Annotated in this window: 27 protein-coding genes and 1 riboswitch; of the genes, 24 read left to right on the top strand and 3 right to left on the bottom strand. The window is 70.5% G+C overall.

The features are described 5' to 3' along the window. From N803_RS05990 to N803_RS05945, 10 genes are all read left to right on the top strand, one after another. On the top strand, window positions 1–492 hold a 492-nt coding region (locus N803_RS05990), incomplete at its 5' end, for an amidohydrolase family protein (protein WP_035903275.1). Next, complete coding sequence (carA, locus tag N803_RS05985; RefSeq protein ID WP_084764067.1) at window positions 489–1,742, top strand: glutamine-hydrolyzing carbamoyl-phosphate synthase small subunit; 1,254 nt, start codon at window positions 489–491, stop codon at window positions 1,740–1,742. The genes N803_RS05990 and carA, both read left to right, overlap by 4 nt. Beyond that, window positions 1,742–5,059 (top strand): carbamoyl-phosphate synthase large subunit, encoded by a 3,318-nt coding sequence (gene carB, locus N803_RS05980; RefSeq protein ID WP_035903273.1) that lies wholly within the window; start codon window positions 1,742–1,744, stop codon window positions 5,057–5,059. The genes carA and carB overlap by 1 nt, the downstream gene beginning before the upstream one ends. Then, window positions 5,056–5,943 (top strand): dihydroorotate dehydrogenase electron transfer subunit, encoded by an 888-nt coding sequence (locus tag N803_RS05975; protein ID WP_035903271.1) that lies wholly within the window; start codon window positions 5,056–5,058, stop codon window positions 5,941–5,943. Before carB ends, N803_RS05975 begins: the two co-directional genes overlap by 4 nt. Beyond that, complete coding sequence (locus N803_RS05970) at window positions 5,943–6,905, top strand: dihydroorotate dehydrogenase (protein WP_035903269.1); 963 nt, start codon at window positions 5,943–5,945, stop codon at window positions 6,903–6,905. The genes N803_RS05975 and N803_RS05970 overlap by 1 nt, the downstream gene beginning before the upstream one ends. Further along, window positions 6,902–7,762 carry an orotidine-5'-phosphate decarboxylase gene (gene pyrF / locus N803_RS05965; RefSeq protein WP_035903268.1) on the top strand — a complete coding sequence of 287 codons (861 nt, stop codon included), beginning with the start codon at window positions 6,902–6,904 and terminating at the stop codon, window positions 7,760–7,762. The genes N803_RS05970 and pyrF overlap by 4 nt, the downstream gene beginning before the upstream one ends. A 196-nt stretch (window positions 7,763–7,958) precedes the next feature. After that, entirely contained in the window at window positions 7,959–8,276 is a 318-nt protein-coding gene (gene mihF / locus N803_RS05960) for an integration host factor, actinobacterial type (protein ID WP_035903267.1), read from the top strand. Then, the gene (gene gmk / locus N803_RS05955) at window positions 8,273–8,851 is read left to right on the top strand and encodes a guanylate kinase (RefSeq protein ID WP_035903266.1); all 579 of its coding nucleotides are present in this window, start codon (window positions 8,273–8,275) and stop codon (window positions 8,849–8,851) included. Before mihF ends, gmk begins: the two co-directional genes overlap by 4 nt. A gap of 4 nt (window positions 8,852–8,855) precedes the next feature. Further along, complete coding sequence (gene rpoZ / locus N803_RS05950) at window positions 8,856–9,119, top strand: DNA-directed RNA polymerase subunit omega (RefSeq protein WP_035903263.1); 264 nt, start codon at window positions 8,856–8,858, stop codon at window positions 9,117–9,119. Window positions 9,120–9,126: 7 nt separating this feature from the next. Then, window positions 9,127–10,434 carry a bifunctional phosphopantothenoylcysteine decarboxylase/phosphopantothenate synthase gene (locus N803_RS05945; RefSeq protein WP_035903261.1) on the top strand — a complete coding sequence of 436 codons (1,308 nt, stop codon included), beginning with the start codon at window positions 9,127–9,129 and terminating at the stop codon, window positions 10,432–10,434. Between the two features lie 73 nt (window positions 10,435–10,507). Here the strand turns inward: N803_RS05945 and N803_RS17360 are convergent, their stop codons facing one another. From N803_RS17360 to N803_RS18235, 3 genes are all read right to left on the bottom strand, one after another. After that, entirely contained in the window at window positions 10,508–10,804 is a 297-nt protein-coding gene (locus N803_RS17360) for a hypothetical protein (RefSeq protein ID WP_052111848.1), read from the bottom strand. 325 nt (window positions 10,805–11,129) lie between these two features. After that, the gene (locus N803_RS05935) at window positions 11,130–11,798 is read right to left on the bottom strand and encodes a hypothetical protein (protein ID WP_156969670.1); all 669 of its coding nucleotides are present in this window, start codon (window positions 11,796–11,798) and stop codon (window positions 11,130–11,132) included. 79 nt (window positions 11,799–11,877) lie between these two features. After that, entirely contained in the window at window positions 11,878–12,144 is a 267-nt protein-coding gene (locus tag N803_RS18235) for a hypothetical protein (protein WP_156969669.1), read from the bottom strand. A gap of 181 nt (window positions 12,145–12,325) precedes the next feature. Here N803_RS18235 and metK point away from each other — a divergent pair, with 181 nt between their 5' ends. The 14 genes from metK (at window position 12,326) to N803_RS05860 (ending at window position 26,157) form a co-directional block, all read left to right on the top strand. Continuing rightward, on the top strand, window positions 12,326–13,546 hold the full coding sequence (gene metK / locus N803_RS05925) for a methionine adenosyltransferase (protein ID WP_035903255.1): 1,221 nt from the start codon (window positions 12,326–12,328) through the stop codon (window positions 13,544–13,546). A 45-nt stretch (window positions 13,547–13,591) separates the two neighbouring features. Beyond that, window positions 13,592–14,362, top strand: coding sequence for an alpha/beta fold hydrolase (locus N803_RS05920; RefSeq protein WP_035903254.1), 771 nt, complete (start codon window positions 13,592–13,594; stop codon window positions 14,360–14,362). Window positions 14,363–14,371: 9 nt separating this feature from the next. Further along, window positions 14,372–16,423, top strand: a complete 2,052-nt coding sequence (locus N803_RS05915; protein ID WP_035903253.1) for a primosomal protein N' — start codon at window positions 14,372–14,374, stop codon at window positions 16,421–16,423. A 115-nt stretch (window positions 16,424–16,538) separates the two neighbouring features. Beyond that, a complete protein-coding gene (locus N803_RS05910) occupies window positions 16,539–17,600 on the top strand; it encodes an alpha/beta hydrolase (RefSeq protein ID WP_035903251.1) in 1,062 nt (353 codons plus the stop codon). A 32-nt stretch (window positions 17,601–17,632) separates the two neighbouring features. After that, on the top strand, window positions 17,633–18,601 hold the full coding sequence (gene fmt, locus N803_RS05905) for a methionyl-tRNA formyltransferase (protein WP_035903250.1): 969 nt from the start codon (window positions 17,633–17,635) through the stop codon (window positions 18,599–18,601). Further along, on the top strand, window positions 18,601–20,181 hold the full coding sequence (locus N803_RS05900) for an RsmB/NOP family class I SAM-dependent RNA methyltransferase (protein ID WP_035903249.1): 1,581 nt from the start codon (window positions 18,601–18,603) through the stop codon (window positions 20,179–20,181). The genes fmt and N803_RS05900 overlap by 1 nt, the downstream gene beginning before the upstream one ends. A gap of 36 nt (window positions 20,182–20,217) precedes the next feature. Then, window positions 20,218–20,874 carry a ribulose-phosphate 3-epimerase gene (rpe, locus tag N803_RS05895; protein ID WP_035903246.1) on the top strand — a complete coding sequence of 219 codons (657 nt, stop codon included), beginning with the start codon at window positions 20,218–20,220 and terminating at the stop codon, window positions 20,872–20,874. A gap of 2 nt (window positions 20,875–20,876) precedes the next feature. Next, window positions 20,877–21,440: a pentapeptide repeat-containing protein gene (locus N803_RS17355; RefSeq protein WP_052111845.1), complete on the top strand. Its 564-nt coding sequence runs from the start codon at window positions 20,877–20,879 to the stop codon at window positions 21,438–21,440. A gap of 78 nt (window positions 21,441–21,518) precedes the next feature. Then, window positions 21,519–21,647: riboswitch (FMN riboswitch) on the top strand. 124 nt (window positions 21,648–21,771) lie between these two features. Then, window positions 21,772–22,797 carry a bifunctional diaminohydroxyphosphoribosylaminopyrimidine deaminase/5-amino-6-(5-phosphoribosylamino)uracil reductase RibD gene (ribD, locus tag N803_RS05885; protein WP_035903245.1) on the top strand — a complete coding sequence of 342 codons (1,026 nt, stop codon included), beginning with the start codon at window positions 21,772–21,774 and terminating at the stop codon, window positions 22,795–22,797. Further along, entirely contained in the window at window positions 22,797–23,459 is a 663-nt protein-coding gene (locus N803_RS05880) for a riboflavin synthase (protein WP_052111843.1), read from the top strand. Before ribD ends, N803_RS05880 begins: the two co-directional genes overlap by 1 nt. After that, window positions 23,456–24,160, top strand: a complete 705-nt coding sequence (pnuC, locus tag N803_RS05875) for a nicotinamide riboside transporter PnuC (RefSeq protein WP_035903243.1) — start codon at window positions 23,456–23,458, stop codon at window positions 24,158–24,160. Before N803_RS05880 ends, pnuC begins: the two co-directional genes overlap by 4 nt. Next, complete coding sequence (locus N803_RS05870; protein WP_035903242.1) at window positions 24,157–25,386, top strand: bifunctional 3,4-dihydroxy-2-butanone-4-phosphate synthase/GTP cyclohydrolase II; 1,230 nt, start codon at window positions 24,157–24,159, stop codon at window positions 25,384–25,386. The genes pnuC and N803_RS05870 overlap by 4 nt, the downstream gene beginning before the upstream one ends. Further along, window positions 25,383–25,868, top strand: a complete 486-nt coding sequence (gene ribH / locus N803_RS05865; protein ID WP_035903241.1) for a 6,7-dimethyl-8-ribityllumazine synthase — start codon at window positions 25,383–25,385, stop codon at window positions 25,866–25,868. Before N803_RS05870 ends, ribH begins: the two co-directional genes overlap by 4 nt. A gap of 25 nt (window positions 25,869–25,893) precedes the next feature. After that, window positions 25,894–26,157: a phosphoribosyl-ATP diphosphatase gene (locus tag N803_RS05860; RefSeq protein WP_035903240.1), complete on the top strand. Its 264-nt coding sequence runs from the start codon at window positions 25,894–25,896 to the stop codon at window positions 26,155–26,157. Window positions 26,158–26,159: the final 2 nt, after the last annotated feature.

Genomic DNA, 26,159 nt, shown 5'->3' with positions numbered 1-26,159 from the left:
CTGAGCAGCTATGCCCCGACCTTCAAGGTCAACCCGCCGCTGCGCCCGAGTGAGGACGTCGACGCGGTGCGCGCGGCCCTCGCGGACGGCACCATCGACGCCGTCGCGACGGACCACGCGCCGCACGCCCGCCACGACAAGGAGCACGCCTTCGTCGACGCGGCCTTCGGAATGCTCGGCCTCGAGACGGCCTTCGCGGTGGTCCACGACACGATGGTCCGCAGCGGACAGTTCGACCTCGCGACGCTGGCCGACCGGATGTCGGTCGCCCCGGCGCGCATCGCCGGGCTCACCGACCACGGCCGAGCGATCGAGGCCGGTGCACCCGCCAACCTCGTGCTCGTCGACACCGAGGCGAACCGGACGGTGGACGCCGCCGCGTCGAAATCGCTGTCCCGCAACAATCCTTGGGACGGCAGGACCTTCACCGGCGCCGTCCACACGACGATCCTGCGGGGCAGGGTCACGGCCCGACAGGGGGAGACCGCATGACGTCCACACTCCAGACCCGCGAGCCGGCGGTGCTCGTGCTCGAGGACGGTCGCACCTTCTCCGGTCGTGCCTACGGTCACCGAGGCGAGACGGTCGGCGAGGCCGTCTTCTGCACGGCGATGACGGGTTACCAGGAGACGCTCACCGACCCGAGCTACCACCGTCAGGTCGTCATCATGACCGCGCCGCACGTCGGCAACACAGGGTGGAACGACGAGGACGACGAGTCCTCCCGCATCTGGGTCTCCGGCTACGTCGTTCGCGACCCCGCCCTGCGGCCCTCGAACTGGCGCTCGCAACGGACCCTCGAGGACGAGCTCGACGCCCAGGGCGTCGTCGGCATCTGCGACATCGACACGCGCGCCCTGACGCGTCACCTCCGTGAGCGCGGCGCCATGCGCGTCGGGATCTTCTCCGGAGAAGCAGCCGGTATGCCGGCCGCCCACCTCCTCGAGCGCGTCACCTCCGCGCCCCTCATGAAGGGCGCCGCACTCGCGCAGGAGGTGAGCACTGACGAAACCTACGTCGTCCCGGCGGTGGGGGAGAAGCGGTTCACCGTGGCAGCCGTCGACCTCGGCATCAAGGCGATGACGCCGCAGCAGATGGCGCAGCGCGGCATCGAGGTGCACGTCGTTCCCGCCACTGCGACGTTCGAGGAGATCTCGTCGATCGAGGGCCTTGACGGGGTGTTCTTCAGCAACGGACCGGGCGACCCCGGGACGGCCGATGCCGAGGTGGAGGTGCTGCGCGCAACGCTCGCGGCCGGCATTCCCTTCTTCGGAATCTGCTTCGGCAACCAGCTCCTCGGACGGGCGCTCGGCTTCGGCACCTACAAGCTCAAGTACGGCCACCGCGGCATCAACCAGCCGGTCATGGACCGCACAACCGGCAAGGTCGAGGTCACGGCGCACAACCACGGGTTCGCCGTGGACGCGCCACTCGACCGTGAGACCGAGACCGAGTTCGGGTCGGCGCGCGTCTCGCACGTCTGCCTCAACGACGACGTCGTCGAGGGACTTGAACTCCGTTCTGCCACAGGCGAGTTGAAGGCCTTCTCCGTGCAGTACCACCCGGAGGCGGCAGCGGGACCGCACGACGCGGCATACCTGTTCGATCGCTTTGTCGATCTCCTCACGGAGCGGCGAGGACAGCGCGAGGACACGAGCGAGGAACGAGCGAGGCCCGGAGCGCCGACGAGCGCGACAGAGGGCACAGCCAACCCGAAGACCACGGAAGGGGCGTCTGCCTGATGCCGAAGCGTGACGACATCAAGAGCGTCCTCGTCATCGGGTCCGGCCCGATCGTCATCGGACAGGCCTGCGAGTTCGACTACTCCGGCACCCAGGCCTGCCGCGTCCTGCGCGAGGAGGGCGTGCGCGTCATCCTCGTGAACTCGAACCCGGCGACGATCATGACCGACCCGGAGTTCGCGGACGCCACCTACATCGAGCCGATCACCCCCGAGGTCGTCGAGAAGATCATCGAGAAGGAGCGCCCCGACGCGGTGCTCGCGACCCTCGGTGGCCAGACGGCCCTCAACTGTGCGATCGCCCTGCACGACGCGGGCGTGCTCGAGAAGTACGACTGCCCGCTCATCGGCGCCAACGTCGAGGCGATCCAACTCGGCGAGGACCGCCAGCTCTTCAAGGGTGTCGTCGAGCGCTGCGGCGCCGAGAGCGCCCGCTCGGTCATCTGCCACACGATGGACGAGGTCCTCGCCGGCGCCGCCGAGCTCGGCTACCCGGTCGTCGTCCGCCCCTCGTTCACCATGGGCGGTCTCGGGTCCGGGTTCGCGCACGACGAGGCCGAGCTGCGCCGTATGGCCGGTGCCGGGCTGCAGGCGAGCCCGACGACGGAGGTGCTCCTCGAGGAGTCGATCCTCGGCTGGAAGGAGTACGAGCTCGAGGTCATGCGCGACAACGTCGACAATGTCGTCGTCGTCTGCTCGATCGAGAACCTCGACCCGATGGGCGTGCACACCGGTGACTCGATCACCGTCGCGCCGGCCCTCACCCTGACCGACCGTGAGTACCAGCGCCTGCGCGACGTCGGCATCGCCATCATCCGCGAGGTCGGAGTCGACACCGGCGGCTGCAACATCCAGTTCGCGATCAACCCGCGCGATGGCCGGATCATCGTCATCGAGATGAACCCGCGCGTCTCCCGCTCCTCTGCGCTGGCGTCCAAGGCGACGGGCTTCCCCATCGCCAAGATCGCCGCGAAGATGGCCATCGGCTACACCCTCGACGAGGTCCCCAACGACATCACCCAGGAGACGCCGGCGAGCTTCGAACCGAGCCTCGACTACGTCGTCGTCAAGGTGCCGCGGTTCGCGTTCGAGAAGTTCCCGGCCGCGGACGACACCCTCACGACGACGATGAAGTCGGTCGGTGAGGCGATGTCGATCGGCCGCAACTTCACCGAGGCGATGCAGAAGGCGTTGCGCTCCATCGAGCGCAAGGAGTCGTCCTTCCACTGGCGCGGCGAGACGCCGTCGCGCGAGGAAGCCCTCGAGCTGCTGCGCATCGCGAGTCGCCCGACCGACGGACGGATCATCACGGTCCAGCAGGCGATGCGCGGTGGCGCGACCGTCGAGGAGACGCACGCGGCGACCGGCATCGACCCCTGGTTCCTCGACCAGATCGAGCTCATCAACGACGTCGCTCGCGAGGTCGGCGATGCGCCGGAGCTGTCGCCGGACCTCCTGCGGCTGGCCAAGCGACACGGCTTCAGTGACGTTCAGCTGAGTGAACTTCGGGGTATGCCGGAGAGTGTCGTTCGCGGAGTACGTCACGCTCTCGGGGTCCGACCGGTCTTCAAGACCGTGGACACCTGCGCGGCCGAGTTCGCCGCCCGCACGCCGTACCACTACAGCTCGTACGACGAGGAGACCGAGGTGGCCCCGCGCGAGCGCGAGGCGGTCATCATCCTCGGCTCGGGCCCGAACCGGATCGGCCAGGGCGTCGAGTTCGACTACTCGTGCGTCCACGCGAGCTTCGCCCTCCGGGACGCGGGCTACGACACAATCATGGTCAACTGCAACCCGGAGACGGTGTCGACGGACTACGACACCTCGAGTCGCCTCTACTTCGAGCCGCTGACCCTCGAGGACGTGCTCGAGGTCTTCCACGCCGAGAAGCAGGCGGGCCCGATCGCGGGCGTCATCGTCCAGCTCGGCGGTCAGACCCCGCTGGGCCTTGCCAGGGCGCTCAAGGACGCAGGCGTGCCCATCGTGGGCACGTCACCGGAGGCGATCGACCTCGCCGAGGACCGCGGTGCCTTCGGGCGAGTTCTCGCGGAGGCGAAGCTGCCCGCCCCGAAGCACGGGACGGCATACAGCGCTGCGGAAGCACTCGCGGTGGCGCAGGACATCGGCTACCCGGTCCTCGTCCGCCCGTCCTATGTTCTCGGCGGTCGGGGAATGGAGATCGTCTACGACGACGACACCCTCGTCACCTACGTCGAGCGGGCGACGAACGCGTCGCCGGAGCACCCGGTGCTTGTCGACCGCTTCCTCGACGACGCGATCGAGATCGACGTCGACGTCCTCTACGACGGCACCGAGATGTATCTCGGTGGCGTCATGGAGCACATCGAGGAGGCCGGTATCCACTCCGGCGACTCCGCCTGTGCGCTGCCGCCGGCAACCCTCGGCAACGCCGAGATCGAGCTCGTGCGCGAGTCGGCCCGCAAGCTGGCCGAGGGCATCGGCGTCGTCGGCCTGATGAACGTCCAGTTCGCCCTGGCCCAGGACATCCTCTACGTCCTCGAGGCGAACCCGCGGGCCTCGCGCACCGTGCCGTTCGTCGCCAAGGCGACCGGCGTCGCCCTCGCCAACGCGGCGAGCCGGATCATGTTGGGCGCCACCATCGCCGAGCTCCGCGCCGAGGGAGTGCTGCCCCCCACTGGTGACGGCGGCACCCTGCCGCCCGACGCGCCGATCTCGGTCAAGGAAGCCGTGCTCCCGTTCCACCGGTTCCGCACGGCCGACGGCACGATGGTCGACAGCCTGCTCGGACCCGAGATGCGCTCGACCGGTGAGGTCATGGGAATCGACTCCACGTTCGGGCGAGCCTTCGGCAAGAGCCAGCTCGCGGCATACGGTGGTCTGCCCTCGACCGGCACGGTCTTCGTCTCGGTCGCGAACCGCGACAAGCGCGCGATGCTCTTCCCCGTGAGCCGGCTCGTCGACCTCGGGTTCGACGTCGTGGCGACCTCGGGCACGGCAGATGTGTTGCGCCGCAATGGAATTCCGGCCCAGGTGGTCCGGAAGATCACGGAGCGCGAGGGCGATGCCGAGGCGACCGACGCGCGCTCCATCGGCGAGCTGATCCTCGACGGCGAGATCGCGATGGTCATCAACACCCCGACCGGTCAGAGTGCGCGCGCTGACGGCTACGCCATCCGCGCCGCGGCCAACACGGCCGACGTTCCGCTCATCACGACCGTTCAGGAGTTCGCCGCCGCGGTGCAGGCGATCGAGGCACTGCGGCGGGGTGACCTCACTGTGACGTCCCTCCAGGACCACGCTCGCGCGCTCGACCTGCTGCAGGTGGGTTCGCGATGAGTCGAGCCGAGCAGTCCGGAGTGGTCCAGGTTCAGGGTGAGGTCATCGCGACCCGACGGGTGGGCGCCTACCACCACCTGACGATCGTCGCCCCGGGCGTGGCGGAGCTCGCCCGACCGGGGCAGTTCGCCGCCCTGTCGGTCGGTGGCCTCACCACGGGGAACCTGCTGCGGCGCTCGTTCTCCATCCACAAGGTCAGCCCGTCCGGCACCTACGGCGGAACGCTCGACCTCGTCATCGCCGCCAAGGGCGCCGGGACCGAGTGGCTCACGTCGCTGCGTGCACACGACGCGGTCGATGTCGTCGCGCCGCTCGGACGGGCCTTCCCGTTGCCGACCGAGCCGGTTCCCTGCGTCCTCGTCGGGGGCGGCTACGGCTCGGCTCCGCTTTTCTGGCTCGCCGACGTCCTGCGCGAGAGGGGCTGCACGGTCGAGATGGTCCTCGGCGCCGCGTCGGAGGACCGCCTCTTCGGCGTGGTCGAGGCGCGGCGTTCGGCCGATGGCGTGACGGTGACGACCGACGACGGTTCGGCCGGGGTCAAGGGGTGGGTGAGCGACGTCCTGCCCGAGGTCTTCACGCGGACCGGCGCACCGGTCGCCTACGCCTGCGGACCGATGGGGATGCTCCAGTCCGTCACTCGGGTCGCGAGCGAGCACGGCGCCGTCGCACAGGTCGCCGTCGAGGAGGCCATGGCCTGCGGCGTCGGCGTGTGCATGACCTGCGTCATGCCGGTCCGCGACAAGCTGGGCGTGACCAAGATGGTCCGCTCGTGCGTCGAAGGACCGGTGTTCCGGGGCGACCGGATCCGCTGGGAGGCCTTCCACGACGGCGTGTGCGGCGTGCCCGAGGATGCGGTCGGCGCACCGAAGGTGGGAGGTCACTGATGGCAGTCGACATGTCGGTGACGTTCGGCACCCGAACCCTGCCCAACCCGGTCATGACCGCGTCCGGATGCGCCGCCAACGGGCGCGAACTGCACCGTTTCTTCGACGTTTCGAAGCTCGGCGCCTTCGTCACCAAGACCGTGATGATGGACCCGCGCTCCGGCCGCGGCACGCCCCGCATGGCCGAGACGGCGTCGGGGATGCTCAACTCGATCGGGCTCCAGGGCCCGGGCATCCACGCCTTCGTCGAGCAGGACCTGCCGTGGCTCAAGTCCGTCGGGGCACGCGTTCTCGTCTCCATCGCCGGCAACACCGCAGGTGAGTTCGCCGACGTGGCCAAGGTGCTCGTCGCGAGCGATGCGTTCGACTGCGTTGTCGGGGTCGAGGTCAACATCTCGTGCCCCAACGTCGCCAACCGCGGCCTCGTCTTCGCCTGCGACCCCTTGGCTTCGGGCAAGGTCATCGCCCTGGTGCGCGAGCAACTGCCTCGCGATGTCCCGATGTTCGCCAAACTCACGCCCGACGTCACCGACATCGTGTCCATCGCCGACGCAGCGGTGAAGTCCGGTGCCACGGGCCTGACGATGATCAACACCCTGCTCGGCATGGTCATCGACACCGACCGGCTACGGCCGCACCTCGGCGGCATCACCGGTGGGCTGTCCGGCCCGTCGATCCGGCCCGTGGCCGTGCGCGCCCTCTGGCAGGTCACCGCAGCCATGCGTGAGGGACGCTTCCAGACCGTTCCGCTGATCGGCGTCGGGGGAGTCCGGACCGGACGTGACGCCCTCGAGCTCATCGCGGCGGGAGCGACCGGCATACAGGTCGGAACGGCGACCTTCAACGACCCCAACGCACCGCAACGGGTCCTGACCGAACTCGAGGCGCTGGCCGACTCCCACGGGGTCGCACGCATCACCGAGCTGGTCGGGATCGCCCACGACAGGATGGTGATCCCATGAGTACGACGACCGCGACGTTCGGTCAGCGGCTGCGCGCCGCAACGCAGCAACACGGTCCGCTCTGCGCCGGTATCGACCCCCACCGCGCCCTCCTCGAGTCCTGGGGACTGGCCTACGACCTCGACGGACTCAGGGCCTTCGCCGACGCCTGTGTCGACGCGTTCGGCGGGCACGTCGGTGTGGTCAAGCCGCAGTCGGCCTTCTTCGAGGTCTTCGGCTCCGGTGGCGTGGCGATCCTCGAGTCGGTCATCCACGGCCTGCAGGAGGCGGGCACCCTCGTCCTCCTCGACGCCAAGCGCGGTGACATCGGATCGACGATGGAGGCCTATGCCACGGCCTACCTCGGCGACTCCGCCGTGGCCCCCGGTGATGCCCTGACCGTGAGTCCGTACCTCGGGTTCGAGTCCCTCCGGCCGGCGCTCGACACTGCTGCAGCGCACGGTCGTGGCGTGTTCGTCCTCGCACTGACGTCAAACCCCGAGGGTGCCTCGGTGCAACACGCGCGTGCCGGAGAGGTCAGCGTTGCCGAGGCCATGGTGCGTGGGGCGGCTGCCGAGAACGCCGAGGCTGCGGTTGCGGGCGACCTCGGCAGTGTCGGTCTCGTCGTGGGTGCGACGGTCGGCGACGCGGTGCGTGACCTCGGAATCGACCTCGCGGCCGTCAACGGACCACTCCTGGCCCCCGGAGTCGGCGCCCAGGGCGGGAACGCGGACTCCCTTCGTCGGGTCTTCGGTGACGCACTGCCCAACGTCCTTCCGGCAAGCAGTCGAGAGGTCCTGTCGGCAGGCCCTGATGTGGCAGCGCTGCGGGCCCGTGCACACGAAACGAACGAATCTCTGGCCGCCCTGCTCAGCTGATCGATGCACAGAGCGGTTTGCGAACCGCACGGTGCTTCGACATGCGGATCGATCCGGGAGTCGAAGCAGGTTCTGGTTCGCAAACCGCTTTGGGCATGCCCCCGATCGTGGGCCGCGGATCACCCTGCTCGGCGTGGTTAAATCGCCGGAAGGCGTTGAGAAGCAGCGTCATCGAGACGACTGGAGGACTTCCGCCATGGCTCTGCCGCCGCTGACATCGGAGCAACGCGCTGCCGCGCTGGCCAAGGCCGCCGACGCCCGTCGCGAGAGGGCAGCCGTCAAGAACCGTCTCAAGTACGCCCAGGGCGACCTTGGTGAGGTCATCAACCAGGGCAAGTCCAACGATGTCATCGGCAAGATGCGGGTCTCCGCACTCCTCGAGTCGATGCCGGGTGTCGGCCGGGTCAAGGCCCGCGCGCTCATGGAGGAGATCGGGATCAGCGAGAGCCGGCGTGTGCGGGGTCTCGGCCAGAACCAGATCACCGCCCTGCTGGCCCGGTTCGACAAGGCGTGAGCAGCACGTCCCGCCTCACGGTCCTCGCCGGTCCCACGGCCGTCGGCAAGGGCACCGTTGCCGCCTGGGTTCGTGAGCACCACCCCGACGTGTGGCTGTCCGTCTCGGCAACGACGCGCAAGCCGCGTCCCACTGAGGTCGACGGTCGCCACTACCACTTCGTGAGCAACGAGGAATTCGGTCGCATGGTCGACCACGACGAGTTCCTGGAGTGGGCGACCGTCCATGGCCGGGCGCAGTACGGCACGCCTCGCGGTCCCGTGGAGGCCGCCCTGGCGCAGGGTCGCCCGGCGCTGCTCGAGATCGACCTGCAGGGCGCACGCCAGGTCCGGCAGACCATGCCCGAGGCCCTCTTCGTGTTCCTCGCCCCTCCGAGCTGGGATGAACTCGTGCGGCGGCTCGTGGGTCGCGGCACCGAGTCGGCCGAGGAACGCGAGGTCCGGCTCACCACGGCACGGGCCGAGTTGGCGGCCGCCGAGGAGTTCGACGTCACCATCGTCAACGACGACGTTCGGCGTGCAGCCGACGAACTCGTATCATTGATGCGCACCCCGCCCCAGACGAAACGAGACTGATTCCGTGTCCGGCACCCAGGCCAACCCCATCGGCATCACCAACCCGCCGATCGACGAGCTCCTCACGCACGCCGACTCCAAGTACTCACTGGTCCTCTACTCGGCCAAGCGCGCTCGCCAGATCAACGCCTACTACGCGCAGCTCCAGGACGGTCTGCTCGAGTACGTCGGCCCGCTCGTCGACTCCGAGGTCCACGAGAAGCCGCTCTCGATCGCGCTCCGCGAGATCAACGGCAACCTGCTCACCTCAGAGAAGATCGAGGACTGAGCCTCCCGTGCGCGTCGTCCTCGGTGTGGCGGGCGGCATCGCGGCCTACAAGGCCTGCTCACTCCTGCGTCTCCTCACCGAGGCTGGGCACGACGTCACGGTCGTGCCCACGGCCGCGGCCCTGAACTTCGTCGGCGCACCCACATGGTCGGCGCTCTCCGGCAAACCCGTGAGCACCGACGTGTGGACCAACGTCCATGAAGTGCCGCACGTCCGGCTCGGGCAGGAGGCGGACCTCGTGGTGGTCGCCCCCGCCACGGCCGATCTCCTGGCCAAGGCTGCGACGGGTCAGGCCGACGACCTGCTCACCAATGTCCTGCTCACGGCACGATGTCCTGTCGTCATGGCCCCGGCCATGCACACCGAGATGTGGGATCACCCGGCCACGCAGGCCAACGTCGCCACGTTGTCCGAACGAGGCGTTCACGTCGTACCACCTGCGAGTGGTCGCCTCACGGGGAAGGACTCCGGTCCCGGCCGTCTTCCCGAACCCGAGGAGCTGTATGCCGTGTGCGAGCGTGAGCTCGCCCGGGCGGCGTCCGCTTCGGGCACCGCTGCCGCCTCTGCGGGCGTGACTGCTCGCACCGGCGCGAACGCAGCCGACAAGCGGTCGGCGCAGGGGCGCGGCGACCTCTCGGGACGTCGCGTGGTCGTGAGCGCCGGCGGGACCCGGGAACCGCTCGACCCGGTGCGCTATCTCGGCAATCGCAGCTCGGGTAAGCAGGGGCACGCCCTGGCGGCTGCAGCGGCGGCACGTGGCGCGCAGGTGACGCTCGTGACCTCTGCTGCGGCAGACCTTCCCGACGTCGACGTGGTGACCATCGAGACGGCGTTGCAACTGCGAGACGCGATGCACGCTGCCGCAGCCGACGCGGATGTTGTCGTCATGGCCGCCGCCGTGGCCGACTTCCGCCCGGCGACCTATGCGCCGTCCAAGATCAAGAAGACGCACGAAGTGGGGCCCGACGGCGCGGAGGACGACTCGGCGCCGACGATCGCGCTCGTCCGCAATCCCGACATCCTCGCCGAGCTCGTCGAGTCCCGTGGGGCTTCCCCTGCTCCGATCATCGTGGGGTTTGCCGCAGAGACCGGTGACGAGAACGGATCGGTCCTGGACCACGGTCGCGCCAAGCTCGAGCGCAAGGGGTGCGACGTCCTCGTCGTCAACGAAGTGGGCGAGGGCAAGACCTTCGGCGCGGACGACAACACGGTGACCGTCCTGCGCCGGGGGAGTGCCGAGAGCGTCGAGGTGGGTCCGGCGACCAAGGCAGCGGTCTCGGACGCCGTCTGGGACGTCGTCGTCACCCTGCTCTGACCGAGCCTCCACAGGACACGAACGCCGCATCCGGGTGATCCCGGATGCGGCGTTCGTCGCGTGCGCGCCCTGGTCAGCGACCCTTGCCGGCCTTCGCCTCGGCCTTGCCGCCGGTGGTCTCCACGACCTCCTCGGGCTCCTCGTCGTCCTCGGTGGTCTCCGCGGCGGACTTGACCGGTGCCGCCGGTGCGGCCGGTGCCTGGTCACCGAACGGCTCACCGAGGCTGGATGCACCACCGAGCGTGCCGAGCATGTTGCGGACGTTGCTCAGCTGGGCCGTGATGCTGTCGCGGCGGGCGGTGGCGGCGGCGAGCTCGCGCTCCGAGTCGCGCTTGATGCGGTCCGCCTGCTCCTTGGCGGTCGTCACCATCGCCGAGGCCTCGGCCTTGGCCTGGTCGAGGATGGACGTGGCCTCCGCGGTGCGGGTGGCGCGCTCCTGCTCCGCCTCGCGGGCGAGCTGATCGGCGCGGTCCTGGAGCTCGCGCAGGCGCTCCTCGTGCAGGCTCTGGGCAACCGTGAACTCGCTCGTGGCCTTGTCGCGACGCTCCTGCAGGGTGCTCTCGAAGTCAGCGGCGGCCGCCGCGGCGCGCGCACGCGGTTCTCGAAGTAGGCCTCGGCCTCACCCCTGCGCACCGATGCCTGGCCTCAGCGACGAAGCGTTCGGCCTCAGTGCGTGCATCCTCGAGCGTGCGCTCTCAATCGACTCGGGCCGCGTCGAGAACCGACACCGCCGTCCCACGGAGCCGTTCGGACTCCGCCTGTGCCTCTGCGGTGAGGTCTTCGGCGCGTGTTGTCGCGCTGGCGAGCAGAGTCGCCGCGCGCTCACGGTGTGTCCTGGCCAGGGTGCCGAGTTTGTGGTGGTGCTCGCGGAGCTGGGCTGTCGTCTCGCGATCGGTCTTCTCGAGGATGTCCCGGACGGTGCTCTGGGCCCATGCCAAGTGAGTGCGGGCCGCTTCCATCACCTCGCCCGCCTCGGCCCGCGCCGCGTCAAGGTGGCCGATGGCCTCGGCACGGGCGTGCTCGAGGATGGTTTCGCGTTCTCGACCGACCTCGTCGTGCTTCGCCTGGAGCTCCGCCTCGCGGGACGCGACGACGCGCTCGAGCTCGTCAATCTGCCCGAAGGCAAACACCTCTGCTTCGGCGCGGATGCGAGCAGCCTCGGCCTCGGTGATCTCACGTAGGTTCGCGAGCTCGATCCTGGCCCGGGTCCGTTCGGCCTCCCACGCCGAGCGCGCTGCAGCGACGTCCTCGGCGGTGCGGTCGAGAAGGTCGCGTCGCGATTCCTCGGCCTCGGTGAGGATCTCGTGAGCCTTGAGGTCGGCGGCCGCGATGCGCCGTGCGGCGTCCTCCTGCGCAATGGACATGGCCTCGTCCGCCGCCCGCATGGACCTCAATCGGACCAGCGAGGTCTGGGCCGAGGCGTCCTGGAGGATGCCCTTGGGCTCATCGCGTGCCGCATCGACGATCGACGCGGCCTCGGAGCGAGCCTTCGAGTTCAGCGCGGGTCGCGGACGTCCGGGCGCGCAAATGGGCAGCTTCGCGGCGCGCCTCGGCGACTTCGCGCAGCGAGTCCGCCCGCACCTGTTCGGCGATCTGCTGCGCTCTGGACAGGAGGTCGAGAGGGCTGCTCGGGGTCGAGAGTGCTGCTGCGGTGTCCACCGCTGCTGACGACCCGGGGGGCGCCGACCCTGGCTCCGGCCCGTCGTTCACGCGGGACATTCTGGCACCTTCCGGGAAGCCGTCCTGCCGGGCGCGCACGGGTGCCGATGTCGGTCCCGTCACCGCTCAGGTCGTGGGCAGGGTGTCCACGCGGTGGACAGACCCGTTAGATTTGTGTCCTTGCGCGCCGACACGGCGCCACCATCTGACACCACACGAAGGAGAGTCCCGGGTGGCTGCACGCCTGTTCACGTCCGAGTCCGTCACCGAGGGGCACCCCGACAAGATCTGTGACCAGATCTCGGACTCCATCCTCGACGCCATGCTCGCGCAGGACCCGCGCGCCCGCGTCGCCGTCGAGACGATGGTGACGACCGGCCTGGTCCACGTCGCCGGTGAGGTCACGACCGAGGCCTACGTCGAGATTCCCAAGATCGTGCGCGACACGGTTCTCGGCATCGGCTACGACTCGTCGACCAAGGGCTTCGACGGTGCGTCGTGTGGCGTTGAGGTCTCCATCGGTCAGCAGAGCCCTGACATCGCGCAGGGCGTCGACACGGCCTACGAGAACCGCACCGGTGGCGTCGACCCGCTCGACAAGCAGGGCGCCGGCGACCAGGGCCTGATGTTCGGCTACGCGTGCGACGACACGGCGGAGCTCATGCCGCTCCCGATCTACCTCGCCCACCGTCTGTCCGAGCGACTGACGGCGGTGCGCAAGAGCGAGGAGCTCGCCTACCTCCGTCCCGACGGCAAGACCCAGGTGACGATCAGCTACGAGGGTGACAAGGCGGTCAAGCTCGACACCGTCGTCCTCTCGACGCAGCACGCCGACGGCATCTCGCTCGACGGTCTGCTCAGCCCCGACATCGAGAAGCACGTCATCGCGCCGGTCCTCGCCGAGCTCGCCGACTCCGGCACCGACCTCGACACGTCCGACTACCGCTCGCTCATCAACCCGACGGGCACGTTCGTCATCGGTGGACCCATGGGTGACGCCGGTCTGACCGGTCGCAAGATCATCGTCGACACCTACGGCGGCATGGCCCGCCACGGTGGCGGCGCCTTCTCCGGCAAGGACCCGTCGAAGGTCGACCGCTCCGCCGCCTACGCCACCCGCTGGGTCGCCAAGAACGTCGTCGCCGCGGGCCTTGCCCGTCGGTGCGAGGTCCAGGTTGCCTACGCCATCGGCAAGGCGCAGCCGGTCGGCATCTACGTCGAGACGTTCGGCACCGAGACGGCACCTGCCGACAAGATCCAGGAGGCGATCCTCTCGGTCTTCGACCTGCGTCCCGCGGCGATCCTCGACGCCCTCGACCTGCTCCGCCCGATCTACAAGCCCACGGCGGCCTACGGCCACTTCGGTCGCACGACTGCGCACGGTGTCGACAACCCCTTCACGTGGGAGCGCACCGACCGCGTCGAGGACCTCCAGCGCGCGGTCAAGGGCTGACCACTGAGCACCGACCAGACCAGCCAGGCGGGCCCGCTCCTCCTCGTGCACGACGACGAGGGCAGCGGGCCCGCTGTCGTCCTCCTCCACGCAGGCGTTGCCGACCGCAGGATGTGGCGGCCACTCGTGCCGGCGCTGTCTGCGGCGCACCGCGTCGTCACGCCCGACCTGCGGGGGTGGGGGGAGACGCCGCTTCCCGGTGGTCGCTACACCGATGCCGATGACCTTGCCCATCTCCTCGACGAGCTGGGTATCGACCGGGCCACGCTCGTCGGCGCCTCCTTCGGCGGGCGAGTCGCCCTTGAGTTCGCGGCGATGCACCCGGATCGCGTCGACACCCTGGTGCTCCTCAACCCCGCCTACCGCGGACTCGAGGTCACCGACCCGGCGATCATCGAGTTCGACGAGCAGGAGGACGCTCTGCTCGAGTCCGGAGACATCGACGGAGCAGTGTCCCTCAATGTCGATCTGTGGCTCGGGCCCGCGGCGACCGACGAGGCCCGTGTCGATCTCGCCCGGATGCAGCGTCACGCCTTCGAGGTCCAGCTCGCAGCAGATGAGCTCGATCCACCGCCGCAGCCGGACCGGCTCGAGGTCGACGCGACGCAGCTCCACCTGCCGACGACGATCGTCACCGGTGCCCACGACGCGACCCACTTCCGTGAGGTCGCCGCGCTGCTCACCCGCGAGATCGAGAGCTCGGCCCTCGTGGAGCTCGACTGGGCCGGTCACCTCCCGGCTTTGGAGCGCCCCGTGGCCGTCGCGGACCTGCTTCTGGCCCACCTCGACGGCAGGGGTGTCGCTCCGGTCGTCTAGTTTCGGACCGTGAGCGAGTCGGTCGAGGGGACGCAGCTGGAGCTGATCCAGCCCTCGGTGCGTTCGCGTCCGAAACCGAAGTCGGGTGGTGAGCCGATCACCGACGTCGATCCAGTCGCCTCGGTGGTCGTCGACACCGGGCTGGCCCACCTCGACCGGCCGTTCGAGTACCTCGTGCCCGCGAGCATGGCCGATGACGCCGTGCCGGGTGCTCGAGTCAAGGTGCGCTTCGCCGGCCAGGATCTTGACGGGTTCGTCGTCGCGCGGGCTGCCGAGGCCGAGCACGAGGGGCGCCTGGCCACGATCCGACGGGTCGTCTCGCCGGAGGCCGTGCTCACGCCGGCCGTCCTCGAGTCAGCGCGCAGGGTGGCCGGCCACTACGGCGGGGTCCTCGGCGACGTCCTGCGCCTCGCGGTGCCGCCGCGCCACGCGGCCGCGGAGAAGGCGCTTCCCGTGGAGGGCCCGGAGACCGAGGACGTCGCACCTCTCGAGTCGGCCGCTTGGAGCCGGTATGCCGGCGGGCCGGCTTTCGTGTCCCGCGTCACCGCCGGGGAGCGCCCGTTCGCGTCCGTCCTGGTCGCTCCCGCGATCGAGCCCGAACTGGCCTGGCCACGGTTGCTCGCCGACGCGGCCACAGCAGCCGTCGTCGGCGGGCGGGGCAGCATCCTCATCGTTCCCGATGCTCGCGACGTCGCCCGGGTCGAGGCGGCGCTCATCGAGCGGCTCGGCAAAGGCCACCACGTGCGCCTCTCAGCCGACCAAGGACCGCAGGCGCGCTACACGGCATACCTCAAGGTTCTTCGGGGGCACGTGCGCATCGTCGTGGGGACGCGGGCGGCGGCCTTTGCCCCCGTGGCCGACCTCGGGCTCGTCGCGTGGTGGGACGACGGCGACGATCTGCACGACGAGCCGCGCGCGCCGTACCCCCACGTGCGGGAGGTGCTCGGGGTTCGCGCCGAGGTCGAGGGCGCGGCACTGCTCAGCGCCGGGCACACCCGCACCGTCGCCATGACCCAGTGGTGCGCAACGGGTCGCGCGGTGGCGCTCGAAGTGGATCGGTCCACGCTGCGCCGCTCGGTGGCCCGGGTGCGCGTTGCGGGAGAGGGGTCCGACCTCGCGCGTGACCCCGCGGCGGCTCGCGCGCACCTGCCCTCGGCCGCCTGGCAGGTCGCCAAGGACGCGCTCACGCGAGGGCCGGTCCTCGTGCAGGTGCCTCGCCGCGGCTACCTTCCGGCGCTGTCGTGCCAGGACTGCCGTCGCCCGGCGCGCTGCACCGTCTGTGCTGGGCCGCTGGGCCTGCGTGCGCCGGGGGCACCCCCGACCTGTCGTTGGTGTGGTGCCGTCGAGACGAGGTTCGAGTGCCCGAACTGCGGTTCGCCCCGACTCCGTTCATCGGTGGTGGGGGCCCGCCGAACGGCCGAAGAGCTCGGTCGCGCCTTCCCGGGGGTGCCCGTGACGACGTCCGGCGCCGGAGCCGTCGTCGACGAGGTCGACGACAGGCCACGCCTCGTCATCTCCACCCCGGGCGCCGAACCGGTGGCCCCGGGTGGGTATGCCGCCTGCCTCCTGCTCGATGCCTGGGCACTCCTCGACCGGGCGTCGCTCGATGCCGCCGAGGAGACCCTGCGGCGCTGGACCAACGCCGTTGCGCTCTGCCGGGGGAGCGCCCATGGGGGAGTCGTCGTGCTCGCGGGGACACCGACCCACACGACGATCCCGGCAGTGGAGGGGCTCGTGCGCTGGGATCCGGCCTGGTTCGCGGAGCGCGAACTGGCCGAACGGGTCGAGCTCGGGCTTCCGCCCACGACCCGCGTCGCCGCACTCACGGGCGCGCGCCCTGCTCTCCACGCCGCCGTGGAGGAGATGCGGCTCGGACCGGCGGTGCGTCGGCTCGGCCCGCTCCCGGTCGCGGAGGGTATTGAGCGGCTCGTCCTCACGGCTCCGCTCGACGAGGGGGAGCAGCTGGCCGCGGAGGTCGCGGCGATGCGGGCGCGGCGGTCCGCACGCAAGGAGACCGCCACCCTCACCGTGAAGCTCGACCCACGCGACCCCACCAGCTGACGCGACCCACCAGCTGGTTCGACCCACGAGCTGACGTGGCGCCACAGGCGCGAGGTGCGCACATGGGTCGGCGACACATGTCCGCTAGGCGGGCGGACGGCATACGGTCCTCCGCATGGGTAAGTTCATCGAGGCGGGCGGAATCAGGCAGCATGTGCGGACCTGGGGGCCCATTGACGGCACTCCGGTGCTGCTCGTCCACGGCAACTGCTCGTCCGGTGGCTACTGGGAACCGTTCGTGCGCGACCACCTCGGCGGTGACGCCACCGAGCTGCGCATCGTGGCTCCGGACCTCCGCGGCTACGGCGACACCGACACGGCTCCGGTGGACGCCACTCGAGGGCTGCGGGACTTCGCCGACGACTTGGACGGGCTGCTCGGCGCGGAAGGTGTCTTCGGTTCCGAGGCACCGGTCGTCGTCGTGGGGCACTCGATGGGGTGCGGCGTCGCGATGCAGTTCGCCATCGACCACGCGGACCGGGTCGCTGGCCTCGTCCTCACGGCGCCGGTGTCGCCCTACGGGTTCGGCGGGACCAAGGACCTCGAGGGAACGCCGACCACGCCCGACTTCGCGGGGACCGGTGGCGGTACCGCCAACCCGGACTTCGTCGCCCGACTCGACGCGGCGGATCGATCGGGTGACGAGCAGACCAGTCCACGCGCGGTGCTGCGGTCGGCCTACGTCGCCGACGCGGACATCTTCGGTGCCGACGAGGAGGCGATGCTCGACACGGTTCTGTCGACGGCGACCGGTGTCGACAACTACCCGGGCGACTCGGCCCCGAGCGACAACTGGCCGATGGTCGGTCCGGGGGAGCGCGGGGTGCTCAACACGATGTCGCCGAAGTGGTTCTCGGTCGCCGAGGACCTCGTGGCGCTCGAGCCCAAGCCGCCGGTCGAGTGGCTCTGGGGCACTGCTGACGCGATTGTCAGCGACACGTCCCTCTTCGACCTGGCCTACCTCGGACAGCTCGGGGTGGTGCCCGGGTGGCCCGGCGCCGAGGCCTGCCCACCCCAGCCGATGGTGGGACAGACCCGGGCCGTGCTCGAGCGCTACGCTGCTGCTGGAGGGCGGTTCACGGAGACCCGACTCGAGGGCTGCGGGCACTCGCCGCACGTCGAACGCCCCGATACCGTCGTTGAAGCGCTGCACAGGCTCACGTCCGGTCGTCCATAGACTGGGCGCGTGACGAACCGGAACCACACCCGATGAGGCTGGTCTTCGCCGGCACCCCAGACACCGCAGCGCCCGCCCTCGAGGCGCTGCTCGCGAGCCCGCACGAGGTCGTCGCGCTGGTGACCCGCCCCGACGCTCGCGCGGGTCGCGGTCGTACCCTGCACCCGTCGCCGGTCAAGGTGGTTGCCCTCGAGCACGGCATCGAGGTCCTCACCCCGACGACACCGCGTGACCCGGAGTTCCAGCAGCGGCTGCGAGAGATCGCTCCAGATGCCTGCCCCGTCGTGGCCTACGGCGCGCTGCTGCCGCGTGAGGTTCTCGACATCCCGACCCACGGGTGGATCAACCTGCACTTCTCGCTGCTCCCGGCCTGGCGCGGCGCGGCCCCCGTCCAGCGAGCCATCATGGCCGGCGACGAGACGACCGGCGCATCGACGTTCGTCATCGAGGAGGGGCTCGACACGGGTCCCGTCCTCGGCACCATGACCGAGACCATCCGACCCGACGACACGTCGGGGACGCTGCTCGACCGCCTCGCCCACGCCGGCGCCGGCCTTCTCGTCGCGACGATGGACGGCCTCGAGAGCGGCCGACTGACACCCGTGGCGCAGCCTGCCGAGGGCGTCTCGCACGCGGCGAAGCTCACCACCGCTGATGCCGAGGTGGACTGGAACAGACCGGCGTATGCCGTGTCGCGCCAGGTGCGCGGGTGCACCCCCGCGCCCGGCGCGTGGACGACGTTCCGTGGTGAGCGGCTCGGTCTCGGTCCCGTGCGTGCTGCTGCGGGCGACGCCCTCAGCGGACGCGAGACCGACGAGGCGCTCGCGCCCGGCGAGATCCACGCGACGAAGAAGGCCGTCCACGTCGGTACGGCCGCCGGAGCGGTGACGCTCGGTGAGGTGCGCCCCCAGGGAAAGAAGGCCATGTCGGCGGCCGACTGGGCCCGCGGCGTCCGCATCGGTGTGGACGAGGCGCTCGGTCGCGCCACTACGCTGACCTGATGCCTGCCTCGGACAACTCCCGCCAGCCCGGCCGCCCACAGCGCGGCTCAGGATCGCGTGGCGCCGGGCCACGCGGCTCGGACTCGCGGAGTTCCGGTTCACGGGGCTCCGGCTCCCGCGCGTCCGCGCCCGGAGGTCAGCAGCGCTCGCGCCAGCGGCCGAGTGACCGGTCCAAGCAGGCCGAGCCGGCCCGGTTCGCTGCCTACACGCTGCTGCGAGCTGTCGCCGATGGCGCCTACGCCAACCTCGAGTTCCCCTCGATCATCCGACGCCACCGGCTCGACGCCCGGGATGCCGCCTTCGCGACCGAGCTCGGCTTCGGCACGCTGCGGATGCAGGGCTTCTACGACGCCGTCATCGCCGAGGCTGCCGCCCGGCCGACGAGCAAGATCGACCCGGGAGTGCTCGACGTGCTGCGCCTGGGTGCCCACCAGCTGCTCGGCATGCGGGTTGCCACCCACGCGGCCGCGGACCAGACGGTCGGCCTCGCCCGGACCGTCAGTGGAGCCGGGGCCAGCGGCTTCGTCAACGCCGTCATGCGCCGGGTCAGCGAGAAGACCCGCGACGAGTGGCAGGCCATCGTCGTCCCCAACGATGGGTCCACGGCGGCCCTGGCCACCGAGTTCTCCCACCCCGAGTGGGTCGTGAGCGCCCTGCGCGGAGCCCTGCTCGGCCACGGCCGTGCCACGACCGGAACCGTGTCGGGGGAGCTGCGTGCGCTCCTCGAGAGCGACAACACCCCGGCCAAGGTGAGCCTCGTGGCGCGCCCAGGGTTGTCGAGCGTCGGCGAGCTCGTCGCGTCGGGCGCCACGGCGAGCCCGACCTCGCCGTTCGGCGCCGTGCTGGACCACGGGGACCCGGGCGCGATCCCCGCGATCCGGGAGCGGCGCGCCGCCGTGCAGGACGAAGGCTCCCAGCTGCTCGCCGCTGCCCTCGCGGCGGCGCCCGTTGCCGAGGGCGTTCCGGACCGATGGCTCGACCTGTGTGCCGGCCCCGGCGGCAAGAGTGGCGTCCTCGGCGCCCTCGCCGTGCAGTCCGGCGCGGATCTCGTGGCCGTCGAGGTGAGCGAGCACCGTGCCGACCTCGTCCGCTCCACGCTCGAACCCGTGATGGCACGCGCCGCCGAGGCGGGCGCCTCCGTGGAGGTGCGCACCGCGGATGGTCGCGAGGTCGGGGAAGGCGAGCCCGCGGCATACGGACGCGTTCTCGTCGATGCGCCCTGCACGGGCCTCGGCGCGCTGCGCCGCCGACCCGAGGCACGGTGGCGCCGCCAGCCGAGCGACCTCGCCCAGCTCGGACCACTCCAGCGCGACCTGCTGCGCAGCGCGCTGGACGCGGTGGCGCCGGGAGGTCTCGTCGGCTACGCGACGTGCAGCCCGCACCCGGCCGAGACGACGTTCGTCGTGCGCGACGTCCTCAAGAAGCGCGACGACATCGAGGTCATCGACGCTCGCGAGTTCTTCCGCGACGCGTCCGGTGAGGTGCTCCACGATCTCGGCGATGGACCCGAGGTGCAGCTGTGGCCGCACGTGCACGGCACCGACGCGATGTTCTTCACCCTGCTGCGCAAGAAGGCCTGACCGGACGCGGCGGGTGGCGTCGATAGGGTGAGCGCCGTGCAGATCTCACCGTCGATCCTCTCCGCCGACTTCGCCAACCTCCAGTCCGAGCTGGACGCGATCAAGAACGCCGACTGGGCGCACGTCGATGTCATGGACAACCACTTCGTCCCGAACCTCACCCTCGGGTTGCCGATCGTCGAGGCGCTGCTCAAGGTCTCGCCGATCCCGCTCGACTGCCACCTCATGATCGAGGACCCGGACCGGTGGGCGCCGGCCTACGCCGAGGCGGGGGCGCAATCCGTGACCTTCCACGTCGAGGCGGCGCGCGACCCGCGCACCCTGGCTCGGGCCCTGCGTTCGGCCGGCGCGCGGGCCGGGATGGCGATCAAGCCGGGGACCGCCTGGGAGCCCTACGAGGAGCTGCTTCCTGAGCTCGACATGGTGCTCGTCATGACGGTCGAGCCCGGGTTCGGCGGGCAGTCGTTCATGGCCGACCAGATGCCCAAGGTCCGCGCCGTCCGTGAGGCCGTGGCGCGGCACGGTGGCGACGTCTGGGTGCAGGTCGACGGGGGAGTGTCGGCCACGACGATCGAGCAGTGCGCCGAGGCAGGGGCCGACGTGTTCGTCGCTGGGTCGGCGGTCTACGGTGCCGAGTCCGCGGCGGCCGCGATCGACGAACTCCGTTCTCTCGCAACGCAGCACGCGCACTGACGATGGCCGTCGCGCCGCTGGCGTCGCTCGTGCCGGGGGAGACCCTGCGCGGTCGAGAGGTCGTTGCGACCGACCTCGAAGGGCTCACGTGGGAGTCCGCGAAGCTCGTGGGCTGCACGTTCGAAGAGGTGACCTTCACGGGGTGCAACCTGTCGATGGCCATCCTCACCGACACGCGGTTCGTAGACTGCACGTTCGTGGGATGCAAGATGCTCGCCCTCAACTGGACAGCCACCGCCGCCGGGTCGCTGCTGGCCCAGCCGCTGCGCTTCGAGCGCTGCCGACTCGACGGTGCGACCTTCGCGGGCATGGACCTCTCCGGCTTCACCTTCCGCGACTGCGACCTCACCGACGTCGACTTCACCGAGGCCGAGCTGCGCCGGGCCGACCTCGGTGGTTCGAGTCTCGCCGGGGCTCGGTTCGTCGGGACCGACCTGCGCGACGCCGACCTGCGGGGGACCCGCGCCCTCTCGCTCGACCCTCGCGAGAACCGCGTCAAGGGAGCCCGCCTCGACCTCGATGCCGCCCCCGGCCTCCTCGACGTCTTCGGCGTGCAGTTCACGTAGTGATGCAACAGGTCCAGTGGGGGACGTCACGGTGGACAGAGGTTCGGCGAGGCGGGGTGGCTGCGGCATACTGGCCCTGACGTGCTCCGGGGTCGGTGTAATTCCGAACCGGCGGTGACAGTCCGCGACCCGACCGCAGCCAGCGGCCGGTTGACTGGGTGGAACTCCCAGACCGACGGTGAAAGTCCGGATGGTAGGCAGCACGCGACAGCGGGACCCTCAGGGGTCGTGCCATCCGACGTCACGCAGCCGTGGCGGCGGCTCTGCACCCAGCCGCTCCGCACGTCCCCCGGAGCTCGACCGACAGGTCTCGAGCACGAGGGCAGGACGCATGCAGGACACACGCACGACCGACGAGCAGTGGATGCTGCGCGCTCTGGTCGTGGCCACGAACGGCCCCGAAGCCGACGCGAACCCCCGCGTCGGGTGCGTCCTCGTCGACGCCGACGGCGCCCTGGTCGCGGAGGGCTGGCACCTCGGCGCAGGCACGCCGCACGCAGAGGCTGCCGCGCTGGCAGCCGCAGGCGACCGCGCGAAGGGCGCTACGGCATACGTCACGCTCGAACCGTGCCACCACACCGGGCGCACCGATCCGTGTTCGCGCGCCCTCGCGGCTGCTGGCGTTTCCCGCGTCGTGTATGCCGTCCGCGACCCCAACGCTGCCGCCGCCGGCGGAGGTGCGTGGCTGGCCGAGCAGGGCATCGGCGTCGAGTCCGGGCTGCTCGAGACCGAAGCGCGTGAGCTCAACCGGACCTGGCTCCACCGCGTGCGCACGGGACGGCCATGGGTGACGTGGAAGCTCGCGACGACGCTCGACGGCCGCAGCGCCGCCGCCGACGGTACGAGCCAGTGGATCACCGGCGAGGACGCGCGTGCCGATGTCCACGACCAGCGCGCTCGTTGCGGTGCGATCGTCGTCGGCACCGGAACGGCGCTCACCGACAACCCCCAGCTCACTGCCCGGCACCGCGACGGCACCCTGCACGACCGGCAGCCGCTGCGCGTCGTCGTGGGTCAGCGAGACCTGCCGGTCGATGCGCGCGTCTTCGACGACTCGGCCGAGACCATCCATCTGCGCACTCGTAGCCCGCGTGAGGTCCTCGCCCACCTCGGCGAGCGCGAGATCCACCACGTCTGGCTCGAGGGCGGGCCGACGCTCGCCGCGGCGTTCATGGCCGACGGACTTGTCAACGAGATCGTCGCCTATGTCGCGCCCGTCCTGCTCGGGCGTGGACGTCAGTCGGTGAGCGACCTCGGCATCACGACCATCTCCGACGCGCTCCGTCTCGAACCCACGGACACCCGCATCATCGGCCACGACATCCGCATCACCGCCATCCTCGAGGAGGACCACTGATGTTCACCGGCATCGTCGAAGAACTCGGCCGGGTCGACACGATCGACCACGGCACCGAGTCGGCGCGGCTCACGCTCCACGGCCCGCTCGTCACGAGCGACGCCATCCACGGGGCGTCCATCGCCGTCAACGGCGTCTGTCTCACGGTGGTCGAGCACGACGCCGAGCAGGGATGGTTCACCGTCGACGTCATGGCGGAGACGTTGTCCCGCAGCGGTCTTGGCGACCTCGAGGCCGGCGCGCCGGTCAATCTCGAGCGCGCCATGGCGGCGTCGGCGCGGTTCGGCGGTCACATCGTCCAGGGCCACGTCGACGGCACCGCGACCGTGGTCGAGCGGCAGCCGGGAGACCGGTGGGAGGTCGTCACCTTCACCCTTCCCGCCGAGTTGGCGCGCTACGTCGTCGAGAAGGGCTCGATCACCGTCGACGGAGTCAGCCTCACGGTCTCGGCCGTCACGGACACGACCTTTTCGGTCTCCCTGATCCCCACGACCCTGGCCCTCACGACGCTCGGCGCCCGCGCGGTCGGCGACACGGTCAACCTCGAGGTCGACGTGCTCGCGAAGTACGTCGAGCGGCTTCTCATCGGCCGCAGCACGCTTGCCGACTCCACCGCCCCAGCAGACCTCACTACCCCTGCCACCTCGGAGGTTCCCGCATGAATATTCTCGAATGGCTCTACGACGCGCACCTGACCATCGGTGGGCATGAGATTGCGTGGCGCGAGATCGTCGGCAACGCCTTCGGCTTCGCCTCGGCAATCGGTGGCATGCGTCGTCGCGTCTGGGCCTGGCCGATCGGCATCGTCGGCAATGTCCTGCTCTTCACGGTCTTCATCGCGGCCACGTTCGACGCGGAGGCCCAACAGCCCCTCTTCGGGCAGGCGGGTCGTCAGGTCTTCTTCATCATCACGAGCATCTACGGATGGTGGCGCTGGAACGAGCACCGCAAGGCGAGGCGGGACGCCAGCGGTCACGCCATCACTCCGCGGTGGGCGACAGCCCGCGAGCGCGTCGGATACCTCCTCGTGGCCGTGGCTGGTGTCCTGCTCACGCAGTGGGTTTTCGCGGTCATCGGTGCGAGTTGGCCCGCCCCGCGCTGGTACTTCTGGTGCGACGCCTGGATCTTCGTCGGCTCGATGCTCGCGACCTATGCGATGGCCCGCGGCTGGAACGACTTCTGGCTCATGTGGATCGCCGTCGACCTCGTCGGCGTGCCGCTCCTCTGGCACTCGGGCTATTACCCGACCGCGATTCTCTTCGTCGTGTACGGCGCCCTGGTCCTGTACGGCTTCACGGTGTGGCTCAAGGCCTCCCGTGAGGAGCGGGACCTGCAGCCCGAGGTGACGGAGGCGATCTCATGACCGAGCTGTCCACCATCGACGAGGCCCTCGAGGCCCTGCGCCTCGGCCGTCCGGTGCTCGTCACGGACGACGAGGACCGTGAGAACGAGGGTGACGTCATCCTCGCCGCGCAGACCCTCGCCGACGAGTGGATGGCGTGGACCATCCGCCACTCCAGCGGATACGTCTGCGCCCCCATGCCCGACGCGGTTGCCGACCGCCTCGACCTCCCGCTCATGGTGAGGGACAACGCGGACCGGTTGCGGACGGCATACACGATCACGGTCGACGCGGCCGAGGGCGTGACGACCGGCATCAGCGCCGCGGACCGCGCCCACACCGTGCGGCTCCTCGCCGAGGCGACCGCCACGGCCACGGACTTTGTCCGCCCCGGCCACGTCGTCCCGCTGCGCGCCCGCGACGGGGGAGTCCTGGCCCGCCGCGGACACACCGAGGCGGCCGTCGACCTCTGCCGCCTCGCCGGCCTGGCACCCGTCGGCGCCATCGCCGAGCTCACCCACGACGACGGCATGATGATGCGCCTCCCGGCGGTCCTCGAGCTCGGCGAGGAGCACGACCTGCCGGTCATCACGATCGAGCAGCTCGTCGCCCACCGCCAGCGCCACGACCGCGTGGTCCGGCACGCCACGACGACGCTGCCGACGCCGGACGGGACGTTCACGGTGCACGCCTACCGCGACACGCTCACCGGCGACGAGCACCTCGCTCTCGTCAGCCCGCGCGGACTCGGTGACGGCTCCGTCCTCGCCCGCCTCCACAGCGAGTGCCTCACGGGCGATGTCTTCGGATCTGCGCGCTGCGACTGCGGCCCGCAGCTCCGTCGGGCGCAGGCCCGCGTGGCGCGCGAGGGCGGCGTGGTCGTCTATGTGCGCGGCCACGAGGGTCGCGGCGTCGGACTCGCGGACAAGATGGCGGCGTATGCCGTGCAGGACACCGGAATCGACACGGTTGCCGCCCAGGAGGAGCTGGGTCTGCCCGTCGACGCCCGGGACTACTCGGCGGCCACGGCGATCCTCCACGACCTCGGTGTCGGCGCCGTGCGGTTGCTCACCAACAATCCCGACAAGGTCGCCGCCGTCACCGCCGCGGGCATCGAGGTGAGCGCCATCGAGCGCCTCCAGGTGGCGCCGGTCGCGACGAACGCGGCTTACCTGCGCACCAAGCGCGACAAACTCGGGCACGACCTCGTGCTCGATTCCAGCGACAGCACGGAGGCCAGCGCATGAAGGCAGGAGCACCCGAGGTTCACGTCGACGGCACCGGGCTCAGGGTCGCGGTCATCGCGGCCTCCTGGCACGACGTCGTCATGAACGGACTCATCGACGGTGCGGTCCGCGCCCTCGCCGATGCCGGCATCCCGGACGCGCCCGTCATCCGGGTTCCCGGCACCGTCGAGCTGTCCGTGGCCGCAGCGCGGCTCGCGCCGACCCACGACGCCCTCGTGGCGCTCGGCGTGGTCATCCGCGGCGGCACCCCGCACTTCGACTACGTCTGCAGCGGCGTCACCCACGGCCTCACCGACGTGAGCACCCGGACGGGCGTCCCCGTCGGTTTCGGCGTCCTCACCTGCGACACGGAGGAGCAGGCCCTCGACCGCGCCGGACTGGAGGGCTCGAGCGAGGACAAGGGCGCAGAGGCGGCACTCGCCGCGGTCTCGACCGCCGTGACCCTGGCCGGTCTCGCGCCTCGTCCGCTGTCCGGGGCCTGAGTCGCATCCTCGTACGATTGGTGCCGTGAAGACCTTCGACGCCCTGTTCGCCGAGCTCACCGACAAGGCCGCGACCCGTCCGGAGGGATCCGGGACGGTGGCGCAGCTCGACGCCGGCGTGCATGCCATCGGCAAGAAGATCGTCGAGGAGGCCGCCGAGGTGTGGATGGCCGCCGAGCACGAGAGCGACGAGCGAGCAGCCGAGGAGATCTCGCAGCTGCTCTACCACCTCCAGGTCCTCATGGTCGCCAAGGGTCTGACCCTCGACGACGTCTACGCCCACCTCTGAGA

Source organism: Knoellia subterranea KCTC 19937, from assembly GCF_000768685.1.
GTDB classification, from domain to species: domain Bacteria; phylum Actinomycetota; class Actinomycetes; order Actinomycetales; family Dermatophilaceae; genus Knoellia; species Knoellia subterranea.
This window is presented reverse-complemented; position numbering and strand designations above follow the sequence as displayed.